We start from the raw sequence: 15,034 nt of genomic DNA, 5'->3' as shown, positions 1-15,034 counted from the left end.
CTCTTCAACGCGGGCGGAGAGGCCGCCGTTAGGACCGCTTGCGTGCCAGAAGGGCACTGAGCGGGTTAGAGAATCGTTTCTTCGTCAGCTTCATTTCTGCCCTTCCGGTCAGAATCCGTGCGATTTCCTCGATTGTGCCGGTCACATTATGGGAGGAATCGATCTCGGCGATCATCTGGCCGTTATTGGCGGCGGTCCCGAACAATTTCGGATCGAACGCAATGCTGCTCAGTGGCTCGAGGTCGATGGCCTTGGCGAAGTCGGCCACGGAAATTTCCGGCCGTTTCGGCACGCCGACGAAATTCATCACCAGTTTAGGGGGCGTATCGTTCGGACGGGCGGCCCGCAAAGTATCGAGCAGGCTTTTCGTATTGCGCAGGCTGGCGAGATCGGGCGAGGCGACGACGAGGATTTCGTCGGCGGAAACCAGAATGCGCCGGCTCCAGGCCGTCCAGATGTGCGGGACGTCGAGGACGATATTGGGAATCGTCGAACGCAATATGTCGATCAGGCCGTCGAAGGCATGCTCCTGAAGATCGTAGTTGCGCTCCAGGGTCGCGGGCGCCGCCAGCAGGCTGAGGTTTTCGGTGCATTTCGACAGCAAGCGATCGACGAAATTGGCGTCCAGGCGCTCCGGCGCGAAGACGATTTCGGCAATGCCTTGTGGCGGATCCTGATTGAAATCGAGGCCGGCCGTTCCGAAGCCCAGATCCATGTCGACGAGAACCGTCGATGAATCGAATTCGCGCGAAATGGCCCAGGCCACGTTATGGGCGATGCTGGAGGCGCCGACACCGCCTTTGACGCCCGTAACAGCCAGAAGCCGGCCAACGGGCGTGGCGCCCACCGACGAATAAAGATCGGAAATGATGCGAACGAACGACAGCACCTCGAAAGGCGAGACGATATATTCGCTGACCCCGCGTCCCATCAGTTCGCGATAGAGACTGATATCGTTGGAACGGCCGATGACGACGACGCGCGTTCCGGCATCGCAATAGTCGGCGAGCTCATCGAGATGCGACAGCAGCACATGGCGCGGCTGATTGCATTCGATGACGATGACGTTGGGGGTCGGCGCGGTGCGATAGGCTTCGATGGCGGCGGCCGCCCCGCCCATGTGGATCTTCACATGCGCCTTCAACATGCGTCGATCGTTCATCGACGCGGTGATCGTATCGGCGGTGTCGGGCATTTCGCAAAACGCCTGGATCGAGACGCGTGGCACAGGGGCGATCTGCCCCTGCGTGGCCTCCGTCTGATCGCCGAAAGCGTCGAGCGTACCGTCGGCGTCCATTAATTGCCTCCTGCCGAACCGATGGAACTGTTGCGCACCTGCCATTTGACGGAAGGATCGTCGCCCATTCGCACCCTGCCGATGGCGCGTGTCCGCATGGAAACGTCACCCGGCGTTTCGCCGCGCGGTGCTGCGAGATCGCGCGGATCAGCCACCTGCTTGGCAAAATTGGACTGCGTTGCGCAACCGAAGTTCCAGTAGGCCTTGTTTTCCCAGCCTTCCATGCTGCTACCCGAAGCCAGATCACGGGGCCACTCGCCGCAGGGTCGTGCGGTGCGGGCATTGAGGCCGACGTAGCTCAGGCGAATGGGGGAAGCTTGCACGGGATCGTTGGGGAGATAGGTGCCGACCTGCACATATCCCTTGACGCCGGAGGCGTGCAGTTGCTGGCGGATCTGATCGACGGCCGAGCGTCCGATAGAATAGCCGCCGCCCCCGTTGTTCGGCATTTGAATGACGATCGGGCCTTGGCCGTTGACGAGGTAATCGGCGGCGAAGGAGCGGATACGTTGCACGTTGCTTTTATCGAGCCCACGCGCCGACGGAAAAATGTCGAGCGCGGTCGGCGATTCCGTCAGCACGATCGGATAGCGGGCGCGGAAATCTTCGGGATAGGCGGTCGCCGTCGCAAGTCGATCGGGTGTGGCGCATCCCGCCAGGGATGCCGCCATGGTGGCAACGAGGAGACAGCCGGCGACGGATCGCGATACAAGCTGGCCCGGAGGGAAGGTAGGCAACATGAATCTCTGTCCCATACAAGAAAAGCGGTGAGCACTCAGTCCGCGATGAAGCCGAAACTGCCTCTGAAACCTTTGATGGCCTGCGGGTTGGACGTGGTCGAATACAGCCGATTGACGCGGCCCAGGAACCAGCTTTGCGGATCGCTCGCGTCGGCATAGCCTTCGTCTGGCCGCTTCAGATCGTTCGGATTGCTGACCTTGGCGATATAGGGCGTGACGATGATCATCAGCTCGGTCTCGCGCCGCTGGTAGTCGCGCGAGCGAAACAGGCTGCCAAGCACCGGCAGGTTCATGAGCCCAGGCAGGCCGTTGATGATCTGCATGCTGGTGGATTGCAGCAGACCCGCCGAAGCGATCGAACCGCCGGAGGGCAGTTCGACGCTGGTTTCATTCTTGCGCGTGCGGAAGCCCGGAACGCTGATGCCGTTAAAGGCATAGGATTGGGTCGGATCGACTTCGGTCACTTCCGTGGCGACACGCAGCAGAATGCGTCCCTCCGCCAGCACGACCGGCGTGAAGTTGAGCGTTACGCCGTAATTTTTGAAGGAGATGCCGGTCGTACACAGCGTCGTGCCCGTGGTGGTGGGCGTACAAGTCTGGCTCTGCGGAACGGGTATTTCGCCGCCGGCCGTGAATTTCGCCGTTTCGCCAGAGATGGCCGTCACCGTGGGTTCGGCAAGCACGCGGGCGACGCCGTAGCGTTCATAGGCTTGCAACTGCGCCCCAATCGCATTGCTGGTGGCCAATTTGCCGAGCGTCACTCCGTTTTGGTTGAAGCTTTGCAGGCCGAAGGGATTGGTCATCGAAAAATTGCCCCAGCTTCCGTTGGCTGTTGCCGTGCTGACGCCCAATTGCTTCATCACCTGGCGCTGGATTTCGGCGACGCTGACTTTCAGCATCACTTGGTCGCGCCCGCGGATTGCCAGAGAGTTGATGAGCTTGCCGCCACCGCCGACACCGGATGCCGCAGTGGCGGCATTCGCCACCGCCTGACCGCTGCCCAGAAAGCCGTTGGCGATATCCATGGCCTTCTGCGCGTCACCGGCGGAATCGACTTCGCCGGTCAGAATGATGGTCTCATCGACCGTGCGTGCGGTGATATTGGCCGTGGGGATGGCGGTGCGCAGAATGCGCTGCAGCTCGCCGACATCGCGCCCCACCGAAATTTCGATGACCGCGATTTGCCGGCCTTGCGCGTCCATGGCGAAGATCGACGTCTGGCCGCCTTCCGCGGCGATGATATAGAGTTTGCGCGCCGAGCGAACGATCGCATTGGCCACTTTCGGGTTGGCGACGAAGATTTCCGACGCATCCCGCGGCAGGTCGAGAATGATCGATTTGCCGACACCAAGATTGAGGCGGCGCGCCACCACACCTTCGTTCTCGATGGCTTGCGATTGAATGGTCTGGGCCATCGTGCCCTGCGGCAATAGCCCACAAGTGCCGAGCAGCGCCGCGCCGAGAAGGGCCGCGCGTGACCCGTGCTTGGAAAGACCGAATGTCATGAACCTACTCCGCATGCCCACGGCTTCAGAGACAATCGGCTTCATTTTTTGCTCACAGTGCTGGGGATGCCGAAGCGGACGATCGTCAGGCCGCCGTCGTCCCGATTGTCGGATTCGTCTTCGGTTTTGCTGGCGTCAAACATCGAGCGCAGCACCAGCGAGAGCTGCCCGACCCGCTGGGCCAGGATGAGCTTTTCCGCCTGGGCTTGCGAAACTTCCAAGGTTGCGTTGGAGCCGACGACGACCTTTTCGCCGTTCTTCTCCTGGATGTTCTGGCCAATGGCCAGAACGCGCATGTTCTTCAAGATCGTTTCGCTGGTATAGGCATCGCCGCCCTGTTCATCGCGGACAATACGCACGATATCGACCCGATCATTGGGCAGGATGAAGCCACCGGCGGAAGTGGCACCCGTCGCGTCGATGTTGATTGCGACGGCGCGTTGGCCGGTCGAGAGAATGGCGGACAGAAAACCGGCATTCGCAGCTTTGACGACCTTCTCGCGACGGATCGGCTCGCCTTGCAGGAAACTGGATCGGGCGACGGCACCTTTCAGGTCGGTGATGCTGTTCGGATCGGCCGACTTGCGGATAGCGCCTTCGCTGATGGACGACTTCGGCCACACCGCCCAGGTGAGATCACCTTCGGCGATAACCGTGCCCATCGGCATTTCCTTGCTGCTGACAAGGACCTCGTCGGTTTCGATCTGCGGCGGAGGCGGCGGTGCCTGGATGATGGTGGGCACGCTCTTTTGCCCGCCCATCAACATGGCGGCCACGCCACCGGCCGCGAGCGCGACGCCGAGAACTGCGAGACGAGCAACGTTCATGATTGTCTGATCCGTACGGCCCCACCGAGTCCGGGACCGACTGAATACAAACAAGGAAACGTCAAATTAAGGTTAACTGGTTGTATCCATATGTACTGATCGGCTGTCCCGAACGGTTACATATTGCTCGTCGCGAGCCAGATCTGCGATTGCGGATAGATGTACAGGCCAGCCAGGGCGAGTGCGATGCCGTAAGGGATGCCTTCCCGCTGGTCGTGCAGGCGCAGGACCCAATCGTAGCGGGTGAGGAAAGCCGGCAGTGGCCAGCGACGGATCGCGATGATGGCCAGCGTCAGCACGGCGCCGAACACGGAGGCGACGAGGCCGTAGTTCATAATATGCGCCCATCCAAGCCAGATCGCCGATGCGGCCGCGAGTTTTGCGTCGCCGCCACCCATCCAGCCGGCACAGAACATGCCGAAAGTGATGATGAGAACCAGTGCGCCGCAGGCGAAGGCCCAGGCCATGTCCTGCCAGGAGAGGCCAAGCGCAAAGGCGAGAATGAGATAAGCGACCACCAGCAGCAGCGAGATCCAGTTCGAGATGGTCATCGTGAACAGATCGGAGAAAGCCGCATAGGTCATCGCCAGGGGAAATATGAGCAGTGCGGCAATATCGATCATGGAGGAACCCGTCGGTTAAAGCGGCAAGGTAAATCGACAGGATTGACGAGAGCTTAACCTGCCGGTGATGGCGGCACACATGTGATCCAAGCCCGGGGCGAGGGAAATCAGCGGGCAATTCTCTCAATGAGAGCGATCCGAGGTCGCACCAAGCTCCCATGGCGTTTCACAGCTCGATCTAGTCGAGCGCCATGAAGACGCGTCCAAAATAAGAGAATCTAAGCAAAATCACGTTTCTACCGAAACGTGATTTGCTCCAGGTCTTTATCGTTCCTTCACCATTTTCATTTGTAATGTCTTGGAAATATTCCCCTTCCACGAGAGCGGACAATGCCTGTTTCGATAAGAGCCGTCCTGCCGTCGGGACTGAGATGCCTGACGATCGCCGCGGTTCTTGCCGTTTGCGCGGCTGCCCCGGCCAAAGCCGCCGAGCAGATCACGGTCGTCCTTGATGAGGCGAAAGTCCTGCTGCTGCCGCCCAATACATCGACGATCATTCTTGGCAATCCTGCCATCGCCGACGTGTCGATGTTGAAGCGCAATAACCAAATGATTTTGACTGGTAAAAGCTTCGGCAGGACCAATCTGATCGCGCTTGATGTGGACGGAAAGTCGGTCGGCGAGTCGACGGTGGTGGTGATCAATCCGGCTGGGGGCGGCGGCCTCGTGGTGCAGCGCGGTCTGCAACGGGAAACTTACAATTGTTCGCCGATCTGCAATCCTACGGTCACCCTTGGCGATGATTCGAAGTTCATGGCCGAAGCCTCGGGCCAAGCACAGCAACGTCTCTCCACCGCATCGCCGGGCGGCAAGAAGTAAACAAAACGTTAAAGTCCACCGCCGGCTTTCCCGTGCACATGAAGGGTTTGGGAAAGCGGCTGCGATTATGAACATTTCCCAGGACATTTGAATTACGTGCTGAATGTTTTCGCACGCCGGAGTTCTTCATGCTTCGCCAGACAGCCGCACGGATCAGTCACAGGCTTCTCAGCCGGCGATTGAGAAGGATTCTGAAGCGATTCCGAAAGGACACTGACGGTGTCACCGCGGTCGAATTCGCCTTTATCGCCGTTCCCTTCTTTTCGCTCCTGCTCGTGATCTTCGAATCGGCGCTGACGTTCTTCACCCAGCAAGGTCTCGAGGCGGCGACGGCGGAAGCGGCGCGCGTGATCATGACGGGGCAACGCGTATCGGGCATGCCAATCAATGGAACGACGCTGTCGAGTTCCGATGCCTTTCGCACGCAGGTGATGTGCACCCTGAGGAGCCTGCCCAGCTTCATAGATTGCACCAAGCTGATTATCGACGCGCGTAACCAGTCGGGCTTCGCCGGGGTGAACCTGAGTGGCAGCTTCTATACGGGCAATACGGTCTTCCAGACCGGCGGCGCCAATTGCGTCGTCGTTTTGCGCGTCGTCTACCCTATGCCGGTCTTTCTGAACTTTCTGACCACGGCCGATGGCATCTCGCCGACCGGCGTCAATCGAACCGGCCAGACCAACTATGGCGGCGGTTGGAAACATATGTTGCTCGCCACTCAGGTTTTTCGGAACGAACCGTTCGGCGCTTCCACAGCGCCTTCGTGCTGAGCGCCGCATGACCCTCCGCTCTCGCACGCTCTCTGGCGGTTTTCTGCGGCGCTTGCATCGCGACAAGCGGGGTGTCGCAGCGGTCGAATTCGCCCTCATCCTGCCGTTCATGCTGCTGCTTTACCTTGGCACGGCCGAATTGACACAGGGCCTTATGGCCAGTCGCAAATCGACTTTGGTGGCGCGCGCGCTGTCCGACCTTGTCGCCCAGTTGGCCGCTGGCTCCAACATGACCGACACCGAGACCACGAACGTTTTCAATGCGGCGACGGCGATCATGTCGCCGTTTCCCACCACCACTTTGAAGATGACGATAACCAGTGTCGAATTCGTCGCCAACAGCGCGAGGACCAATGGCTATGACGCCAAGCCACGCTGGACGATTACGCGCAATGGCGGCACGGCACGGCAATGTGCCGTTCTCACCCCGGTGGCCAATACGGCCGCGCCGGCGAGCAACAACATGCCCAATGGTATGTATGGCGCCGGTTCGATCATCGTCGCCGATGTTTCTTATGCCTACCAGCCGCCGTTCGGCACAGCGGTGCTGCAATGGAGCACCACGGATGCCGCGATCAACATGCGGCAGACGACTTATATGCGTCCGCGCAATCAGACGCTCATCGCCATGCCGACCGCTGTGACCGGCGGCACGGTCTGCGCCGCATATTGAATTATTACTTCCCGGCGATCGCGCGCCAGCCAATGTCGTTGCGGTGGAAGCCTTGCGGCCAGTCGATCTCGGCGATCGCCGCATAGGCTTTGCGCTGGGCTTCGGCGACATCCTGGCCGAGGGCCGTCACATTCAGCACGCGCCCGCCATTGGCCAGCAGTTTGTCGCCTTCACGCTTCGTGCCCGCGTGATAGACCGTGACATCGGGAAGGCTGGCGGCTTTCTCGACGTTGCGGATTTCACTGCCGCGTTGCGGCGCGTCCGGATAGCCTTGCGCCGCAAAGACGACGGTGAGCGCCGCGCGCGGCGACAGGGCCACAGGCTTGTCGCGTAACGTTCCTTTCGCGCATTCCAGCAGTAGCGGCAGCAGATCCTCGTCGAGCCGTGGCAGGATGACCTGGGTCTCAGGGTCGCCGAAACGCGCGTTGAACTCGATGAGCTTCGGCCCGTTCTTGCCAATCATCAGGCCGGCAAACAGCACGCCGCGATAGGGCGCACCACGCGCTTTCATGCCGGCGAGCGTCGGCTTGATGAAGGCGTCCATCACTTCAGCGTTCATGGCGTCGGTCATGATCGGCGCAGGCGAATAGGCGCCCATGCCGCCGGTGTTCGGCCCGGTATCGCGGTCGCCCACGCGCTTGTGATCTTGGGCCGATCCGAAAGCGAGCGCGCGCTCGCCATCGCACAAGGCAAAGAACGACGCTTCCTCGCCGTCCAAAAACTCTTCCACGACGACTTCCGCGCCGGCCGCGCCAAAAGCGCCGCCGAAAATCATGTCGATGGCAGCGATGGCTTCATCAAGCGTGGTGGCGACGATGACGCCTTTGCCGGCGGCCAGACCGTCGGCTTTCACCACGATCGGGGCGCCTCGGGCCTGGATATAGGCTTTGGCGGCCGCCGCATCGGTGAAGCGCTCATAGGCGGCAGTGGGAATGTTGAAGTCGCGGCACAGATCCTTGGTGAAGCCCTTCGAGCCTTCCAATTGCGCGGCGGCTTTCGTCGGACCGAAAGCCAGGATGCCGGCTTTCGCCAGCTCATCGACGAGACCGGCGACGAGAGGTGCCTCGGGCCCGACGACGACGAAGTCGATGTGCATCAGCTTGCAGAAGTCGATCACCGCGCCGTGGTCGGTCACATCGATTGCCACGTTGCGGGCGATGGCTTCCGTGCCAGGATTACCCGGGGCCACGAAAAGCTGGCTGAGCAGGGGCGACTTTGAAAGGGCGAGGGCGAGGGCGTGCTCGCGGCCGCCCGAGCCGATCAGAAGGATATTCAAGGAATACTCCGGGTCACGTTTGGCGCCTGTTTAACGCGTCACGCGCCCGGAGGGAAATTGTTGCCGGCCGGAATTTAAGCCTTTTGCGTCGCTGCCTCCTGCGGCGTCGTCGGCATGACGAAGACCAGCAGATTGGCCAGGATGATGGTCACGGCCAGGAACCAGAAAGTCGACAGCAGGCCGTAGGAATCGGCGATGGCGCCACAAATCAGCGGGCCGACCGCCGATCCCAGGGCCTGAATGCCGAACATGGCGCCGATGGCACTGCCGCCGAGATTCTTCGGCGTGGCATCGAGTAACCAGGCCTGCAGCACCGGGCGGATGGCGAAGAGGAAGAAGCCGAGCAGGGCGATGAAGCCGACGAACATCGGCGAACGGCCAGCGAAGACCATGAAGGCCAGGACCGCGCCGGTCATGATCATTGAACTCATGATGACATTGCGGCGGCCGACCTTGTCCGACATATGGCCGGCGATCGGCGCGGCGATGAAACCGGCGGCCTGCAGCGAGAACATGCTCAGGCCCACAAGCCAGGGCGAATAGCCCATTTCCTTGGCCAGATAGAGCGGCAGAAAGGTCATGATGCCGTTCTGCGTCATCGAGCGGAAAGCCGAGCTGGTGGACAGGAACACCAAGGTGCGATTGCGGAACAGCGAGGGCAGGGCTTTCAGCACTTCCTTGGCCGAAAGCTGTGGCGCGACCGGGTCTTTCTTCGGGGCGGCAGTTGTTTTGCCCAGATACCAGAGGATCATGATGGCCATCACCACGCCGGGCAGGATGTTGACGATCATCACGTGCCGCCAGGAGAAGGTGAGATAGGTGACGAGCGCGCCGGCGGCGATCGGCGCCAGGGCATCGCCGACATTGCCGCCCATGCCGTGCCAGGCCATGACGAGACCCTTACGTTCGGGATAGCGCTGGCCGAGCCAGGGAATGGCGGTGGGGTGCCAAAGATTGTTGCCGATGCCGATCAGCGCCGAACACGTCACCATCACCCAATAGGCATTCGAAAAACCCATGATCAGATAGGGCACGCCGATCCAGAACAGCGAGGTCGCCATCAAGAGGCCCTTGCGGCCGACCGAATCGACGAACATGCCGCCGGGTAGATTGGAAATGGCGCCGGCCAGATATTGCGCCGTCAGGATCATGCCGATCTGGCCGTAGCTGAGCCCCATTTCATTGCCGATGAGCGGCAAAAGAACGTAAAAAGTGGCCGGATACCAATGAGTTAAAGCGTGCCCGATGGTGATGACCCAAACTTCGCTCATCGAGCGCGCGGCGGGAGCTTCCGAGGGGCTGACAACCGCTGACATGAAGCGCTTCCTCCGTATTTTTGCTGCGACAATTTTGCCGCAAACTCTTCCTTTTGTTTGATCCGGTCAAGCTGACACCAGGCTGATCGCGGTGTCTCATTGCTGGCATGCTCTTGCCACAGACTGTTAGGACCCTGGTCACCATGTTGGGGGACAGTCATTGCACTGCGTATCTGCGTGAACCGACATGATTCTCTTTGCTTCTCCATGGCGTCAGACCCTTTTCGCGGGCTTCGCGTTTGTCTGCCTGGCTGACACGCCACAGGCCCAGACGTCACAGGCGCCCGCTGCGCCGGCGCCTGTGACATCGGCGCCGTCAGCCGGCCCGTCGTCGGGTTTTTCCACCAATCCGCCGTTGGCGACGACCCTGGGGCCGGCGCCTCTGGTCGATCCGCGTGCCGCGCCCCAGGCCGGCGCCTCGTCCGCCGCACCCGCGCCCGTGGCGGCGAAGCCGAAGCCCAAACCGGCGCCGCCGCGTGAAACCGCCTTGTCGCGCGATCCACGCCCCTCGCTCCAGCCCGAGACCTTCTACACCACGGCTAAGGCCGCCGAACGCTATCGCGTCATCGCCGAAAATGGTGGTTGGCCCAATGTCACGGCGGTTGCGCCGGGCGCGAACGGCCGGGCCGTGACGCTCTTGCGCCAGCGCCTTGCCATCGAAGGCGATCTGCCGGCGGGGCAGGAGAGCGGCGAACAATGGGACGACGCGCTCACGGCAGCCGTCAAATCCTATCAGGCCCGGCTCGGTCTGCGCCAAAGCGGCATCGTCGGTGGCGCCACTTTGAAGGCCTTGAACGTGCCTGCCGCCACGCGCCATCGCCAGCTCGCCTCGAGTGCCGAGCGGATCGCGGCCTCTACTTTCGCCTTCGGACCGAAATATATCGTCGTCAACATTCCTTCCGCCTCGGTTGAGGCGGTCGAGGATGATCGCGTGGTGCGCCGCTATGTGGCGGTTGTCGGTGACGTGAAGAACCCGTCGCCGGAAGTGACGACACGCGTTGTCGCCGTCAATCTCAATCCCACCTGGACCGTACCGACCTCGATCATCAAGAAGGAAATCATTCCGAAGATGCGCAAGGATCCGGGCTATCTGTCGCGCGCCAAGATCAGGATTCTCGACAGCGCCGGCCAGGAAATCGATCCGGCGACGATCGACTGGAACACCGAGCGCGCGGCAGGGTTCACCCTGCGCCAGGATTCAGGCGCGCACAACGCTTTGGGCGCGATCCGCATCAACATGCCCAATGCCCATGCGGTCTATATGCATGACACGCCGACGAAACATTCCTTCGCGCGCGACTATCGCTTTCTCTCGCACGGCTGCGTGCGGGTCGAAGGCGTGTATGATCTGGCAGCCTGGATTCTCGATGGCAGCAACAGCCGCGTCACCAAGGATATGTTGCTCGAAAACCAGAAGTCCGGCGAGCGTGTCGATCTGCGCCCGCCGCAGCCGGTGCCGGTCGTGTGGATCTACATGACCGGCTGGGCCAGCGCCGACGGCATCGTGCATTTCCGCGACGACGTCTATGGCCTCGACAAGATGACTTACGCCTCGGCCAACGAGCTTATTCCGCCAGCACCCGCGTCGACGGGAAGGTAACTTCCACCAGCGTGCCTTCGCCCGGCTTGCTCTTGATCGAGAAGGCGGCGCGATTGGCTTCGACGAGCGCCTTGGTGAGCGGCAGGCCGAGGCCCGTGCCGCTCGTTTGCCGCGCGGTCTGGATCTGGCGGAACGGTTCCAGCGCCACTTCCAGGTCCTTCTCGCTCATGCCGATGCCGGTGTCGCGCACGCGCACCACCGCCTGACCGCTGTCGGTGAGCGCCGTCGAGACGATCACTTGGCCGCCCGGCTGATTGAACTTCACCGCATTCGACAGAATGTTGAGCACGATCTGACGCAACGAGCGTTCATCGGCGACGATATTGGGCAGATGCGGCGCCAAGGCCAGCCGCATGATCACCCGCTCCCGCACCGATTGCGGCTGCATGATCGACACGCATTCGTTGACGATCTTGTTGGCGTCCACGGCGCCGAAATTGAGGTCCAGCTTACCGGCCTCGATTTTCGACAGGTCGAGCAGATCGTTGACCAGGCTCATCACATGCGTGCCGGACGCGTGGATGTCGCGCAGATATTCCTTGTAGCGATCGTTGCCGACCGGGCCGAAGCGCTCGTCGATGATCACTTCGGCGAAGCCGAGAATGGCGTTGAGCGGCGTGCGGATTTCATGGCTGATCTTGGCCAGGAAGTCCGATTTCAGCGCGCTGGCCTGTTCGGCCTCGCGGCGGGCGTCCTTCAACTCGCGTTCGGCGTTCTTCCAATCGCTCATGTCGCGCATGACGGCGCAGAATTTTTCCGCTGTCTCGGAGCCGATACGTCCGATGGTCATGAAGATCGGAATCTGGCCGCCCATGCGCGCACGGCCGATGACTTCGCGACCGTCGTTGAGCACGCTGCGCACGCCATGGCTCTTGAGGCCTTCGAGATAATCGAGCGCCGCCTTCTGGCTGTCCTTGACGAATAAAGTGGTGAGCGACTGGCCGGTGATCTCGCCGCGCTCGTAGCCGAAGAGCGCTTCCGCCGAGCGGTTGATCGAGAGGATGGCACCGGAGCCGTCGAGAATGGCGACACCGTCGGTTGCCGTATCGAGAATGGCATGCAGTTCGCGGATTTCCGCGTCCTGCGCCCGCGCGTCGCTTTCCAGTTTGGCGATCTGCTCGCCAGCGACAACGGGCTTGACCTCAGCGGGCTTGCTCTCGACAGGCTCCGGTGTCTCGACCGGGCGGAAGGTCATCAGCGTTGCCGGCTGGCCGTTCCATTCGGTCTTCTGCATGCGGCCGTCGAGTTTCACCAACTCGCCCGAACGGGTCTCGACTTGCAACGGCGTGCCGTCGCTGCCTTGCTCGTTCAGCGCTTGCCCGTGGATCATCCGTTCGGGGCCGCCCCAATCGTGGAAGGCGTCGATGTCGGCGAAGCCGAGCGTGTCGAGGAGATGACGATTGATGAAGGCCGGCACGCCGCCGTGCATCACCAGAATGCCCATGTTGAGCCGATCGAGGATCGCCGCCGCATTGGCCGGCATCGTGTCTTCGAGCGGCTTCGCTGCCTCGGCAGCCGGGACGGCGACCGGTCCGGCGACGCCCAGCGCAGCGGCGATCTCGCGCATCTGTTCGGCGGAAGCCTGCACGGGCGTGGCCGGGACATCGTCATGGGGCGATGCGGAATTGTCGTGCGCGACGATCTGCTGCGCGACAGTCTCGTGTTGGATCGTCTCAGGTTCGCTCGCGGTCGGTGCGATCGGCACCGGAACGTCGTGCGAAGTCGCGGGGGCAGCCTCACTCGGGCGCTTCCCGTCGGCGTGATCCTGCGGTGTCTCGTTGTCCGATGCCGCTGACAGTGAGACAGGCCTTGGCTTTTCGCCGCGCTCGATGTCAGCGACGATGCTGCGCGCGATGTCGCGAAAGGCCTGGCGTTCGCTGGCCGACAAGGCAATCAGGTTGTCGTTGTCGGGTTCCGGCTTGTCTTGTGCAGGCTCGTCTTCTGCAGAATTCTGCGCTTCCGGAGCGTCGCTCGGCGGTGTCTCGGCCGCAACCAGCGGCGCATCGGAGGCAGGCGGCGCGGGTGTCTCGCCACCAGTCGTTTCCACGGGCGATGCTTCAGCCGGTGGTTCCGATGCGCCGTTGGTTGCGTCCGTGTTCGCCGCTTGGCGATCTCGCCAGTCGCGCAACGGCACGACGTTCGGCGCGTAATTCTGATAATCCGGTTCCGGCAGCGGCGGCGCGAACATTTTTTCACGCGCATCGTCGAGCGCGTCATGCTCATCATCGTCGCTTGATGAGGCAGCGACGCCCCGGTCTTCCGAGACTTGTGTTTCTGTGCCCTGGGTTTCTGTGCCCTGGCTTTCGCTGCTCTCTGTCTCTTCGGTCTTTGCCTCTTGGCGCTCGGCTTCCGTCTTGACGATCGGCTGTATGGGCTCAACAGGTGTTGGGCGCGCGACGATCTTGTCGAGATTGATGACGCCGAATCCGCTGAAGCCGCTGAAGGCATGGTCTTCGTCGAACGTCGGCAGGCCGCCCAGCGTGACGGGGGCCGCCTCTTGCGTGCCGTTGATCGGCCACAGCACACGCAGGCCGCTCCAAGTCTCGTGACGGGCAAAGGCGGTGCGGAGATCGTCCATCCGGTCGACGCCAAAGCGCTCCGCCACGGCGATGAAATCCTGGCCGATGAGATCCGCCGTCTGGCAACCCATGGTTTCGCACAGCGCGCCGGTGAGCTTGACGAAGCGGCGCTCGCCATCGGTCTGCCAGAGGAAACGCACCGGGCTGGTCGATGGCGGACGGGTCGCAGGCGCTACTGGAGTTGTGGCTGCGACGGGTTCGACAGGAGCGGCTTCTTCGGCGGTCGCCGTCTCGATTTCCGGCTGCTCCGGTGAGGTGTCCGCCGCGCTCGTAGCAGTCGGTTCTTCGATCGCCACCTGCTTCGGCAGCTCGACGGTGACGGGCGTTGGTGCGGCCGGCTCGGCGGGGGCTGTGGCTTCAACCTTGGTGCCGTCGCTCTTGATCGGCATCGGGGTCAGCAGGGCCGCTGGCGCATCGAGAGCGCCGGCGACGAAAAATGGCGTCGCACCGGCCAGCCGCCGGCAGGCGAAGGTCACGGTATGTGTGGCGCGACCGAAGAAGAAGCGCAGGCGTTCCAGCCGCGTCGCCGTGCCTGGAACGAGGCTACGGGAAAGATCGGCGAGCCGGCGGCTGCCTGGCTCCTGGCCGGCGAACAGGCGCTTTTCGAGCCCGGCGAGATCGGCGGCCCGGAAAAGTGCCAGCGCGGTATCGCTCGCATGGATGATTCGCGACCCGGCGACGATGAAATAGGGGGCGTTGCCGGCTTGCAGGCCAGCCAGCGGCGGCTCGGCCAGAACATGAGCCAAGGTTTCCGCATCAATCGGATTTTGCTCGGGTATGAGCGGCATGCGCGGTCAAAATCCTTCCGTCGCCGGCTTCCCGAGCATGTTCCATTCTGAACCTTTGCCCCAGAAGCGCAGTTAAGTGAGCATTAACTTGGGGCATCAGGGGGGTCCATGCAAAGGGGTGCGTCGCCCACCGGAGATTCAAAACAAGCTTAATTTTGATTTTTGCATTGCAAAATATGTGACGGGAATATGTTGCGATGCAGCAAAATTTGTGTTAGCCC

General features: G+C 61.8%; 12 protein-coding genes. 4 read left to right on the top strand and 8 right to left on the bottom strand.

All coding sequences use genetic code 11. The features are described 5' to 3' along the window. Window positions 1–28: 28 nt before the first annotated feature. The 5 genes from OIM99_RS00680 to OIM99_RS00660 form a co-directional block, all read right to left on the bottom strand. Window positions 29–1,297, bottom strand: coding sequence for a CpaE family protein (locus tag OIM99_RS00680; RefSeq protein WP_311848360.1), 1,269 nt, complete (start codon window positions 1,295–1,297; stop codon window positions 29–31). Further along, window positions 1,297–2,037, bottom strand: a complete 741-nt coding sequence (locus tag OIM99_RS00675; protein WP_311848359.1) for a CpaD family pilus assembly protein — start codon at window positions 2,035–2,037, stop codon at window positions 1,297–1,299. The genes OIM99_RS00680 and OIM99_RS00675 overlap by 1 nt, the downstream gene beginning before the upstream one ends. A gap of 35 nt (window positions 2,038–2,072) precedes the next feature. Next, window positions 2,073–3,542 carry a type II and III secretion system protein family protein gene (locus tag OIM99_RS00670; protein ID WP_311848358.1) on the bottom strand — a complete coding sequence of 490 codons (1,470 nt, stop codon included), beginning with the start codon at window positions 3,540–3,542 and terminating at the stop codon, window positions 2,073–2,075. Between the two features lie 41 nt (window positions 3,543–3,583). After that, entirely contained in the window at window positions 3,584–4,369 is a 786-nt protein-coding gene (cpaB, locus tag OIM99_RS00665; protein ID WP_311848357.1) for a Flp pilus assembly protein CpaB, read from the bottom strand. A 116-nt stretch (window positions 4,370–4,485) separates the two neighbouring features. Continuing rightward, window positions 4,486–4,992 carry a prepilin peptidase gene (locus OIM99_RS00660; protein ID WP_311848356.1) on the bottom strand — a complete coding sequence of 169 codons (507 nt, stop codon included), beginning with the start codon at window positions 4,990–4,992 and terminating at the stop codon, window positions 4,486–4,488. A gap of 330 nt (window positions 4,993–5,322) precedes the next feature. Here OIM99_RS00660 and OIM99_RS00655 point away from each other — a divergent pair, with 330 nt between their 5' ends. From OIM99_RS00655 to OIM99_RS00645, 3 genes are all read left to right on the top strand, one after another. Continuing rightward, window positions 5,323–5,811 carry a pilus assembly protein N-terminal domain-containing protein gene (locus tag OIM99_RS00655; RefSeq protein WP_311848355.1) on the top strand — a complete coding sequence of 163 codons (489 nt, stop codon included), beginning with the start codon at window positions 5,323–5,325 and terminating at the stop codon, window positions 5,809–5,811. 128 nt (window positions 5,812–5,939) lie between these two features. Next, complete coding sequence (locus OIM99_RS00650) at window positions 5,940–6,581, top strand: pilus assembly protein (RefSeq protein ID WP_311848354.1); 642 nt, start codon at window positions 5,940–5,942, stop codon at window positions 6,579–6,581. Window positions 6,582–6,588: 7 nt separating this feature from the next. Beyond that, window positions 6,589–7,254: a TadE/TadG family type IV pilus assembly protein gene (locus OIM99_RS00645; RefSeq protein ID WP_311848353.1), complete on the top strand. Its 666-nt coding sequence runs from the start codon at window positions 6,589–6,591 to the stop codon at window positions 7,252–7,254. 4 nt (window positions 7,255–7,258) lie between these two features. Here the strand turns inward: OIM99_RS00645 and purD are convergent, their stop codons facing one another. After that, window positions 7,259–8,530: a phosphoribosylamine--glycine ligase gene (gene purD / locus OIM99_RS00640; RefSeq protein WP_311848352.1), complete on the bottom strand. Its 1,272-nt coding sequence runs from the start codon at window positions 8,528–8,530 to the stop codon at window positions 7,259–7,261. A gap of 74 nt (window positions 8,531–8,604) precedes the next feature. Beyond that, entirely contained in the window at window positions 8,605–9,846 is a 1,242-nt protein-coding gene (locus OIM99_RS00635) for an MFS transporter (RefSeq protein ID WP_311848351.1), read from the bottom strand. Between the two features lie 301 nt (window positions 9,847–10,147). On the opposite strand from OIM99_RS00635, the gene OIM99_RS00630 reads away from it, so the two are divergent. After that, on the top strand, window positions 10,148–11,446 hold the full coding sequence (locus tag OIM99_RS00630) for a L,D-transpeptidase family protein (protein ID WP_311848350.1): 1,299 nt from the start codon (window positions 10,148–10,150) through the stop codon (window positions 11,444–11,446). Here OIM99_RS00630 and OIM99_RS00625 read toward each other — a convergent pair. Beyond that, window positions 11,412–14,813 (bottom strand): ATP-binding protein, encoded by a 3,402-nt coding sequence (locus tag OIM99_RS00625; RefSeq protein ID WP_311848349.1) that lies wholly within the window; start codon window positions 14,811–14,813, stop codon window positions 11,412–11,414. The two genes, OIM99_RS00630 and OIM99_RS00625, sit on opposite strands and share 35 nt — an antisense overlap. Window positions 14,814–15,034 lie beyond the last annotated feature (221 nt).

It is taken from the genome of Methylocella sp. CPCC 101449, from assembly GCF_031921685.1.
Lineage (GTDB): Bacteria > Pseudomonadota > Alphaproteobacteria > Rhizobiales > Beijerinckiaceae > Terripilifer.
This window is presented reverse-complemented; position numbering and strand designations above follow the sequence as displayed.

Bases quoted from the DNA above. Each gene is read 5' to 3' on its own strand.
- OIM99_RS00660 (WP_311848356.1), bottom strand. From the start codon at position 4,992: ATGATCGATATTGCCGCACTGCTCATATTTCCCCTGGCGATGACCTAT.
- OIM99_RS00655 (WP_311848355.1), top strand. From the start codon at position 5,323: ATGCCTGTTTCGATAAGAGCCGTCCTGCCGTCGGGACTGAGATGCCTG.
- cpaB (WP_311848357.1), bottom strand. From the start codon at position 4,369: ATGAACGTTGCTCGTCTCGCAGTTCTCGGCGTCGCGCTCGCGGCCGGT.
- OIM99_RS00635 (WP_311848351.1), bottom strand. From the start codon at position 9,846: ATGTCAGCGGTTGTCAGCCCCTCGGAAGCTCCCGCCGCGCGCTCGATG.
- OIM99_RS00650 (WP_311848354.1), top strand. From the start codon at position 5,940: ATGCTTCGCCAGACAGCCGCACGGATCAGTCACAGGCTTCTCAGCCGG.
- OIM99_RS00645 (WP_311848353.1), top strand. From the start codon at position 6,589: ATGACCCTCCGCTCTCGCACGCTCTCTGGCGGTTTTCTGCGGCGCTTG.
- OIM99_RS00675 (WP_311848359.1), bottom strand. From the start codon at position 2,037: ATGTTGCCTACCTTCCCTCCGGGCCAGCTTGTATCGCGATCCGTCGCC.
- OIM99_RS00670 (WP_311848358.1), bottom strand. From the start codon at position 3,542: ATGACATTCGGTCTTTCCAAGCACGGGTCACGCGCGGCCCTTCTCGGC.
- OIM99_RS00625 (WP_311848349.1), bottom strand. From the start codon at position 14,813: ATGCCGCTCATACCCGAGCAAAATCCGATTGATGCGGAAACCTTGGCT.
- OIM99_RS00680 (WP_311848360.1), bottom strand. From the start codon at position 1,297: ATGGACGCCGACGGTACGCTCGACGCTTTCGGCGATCAGACGGAGGCC.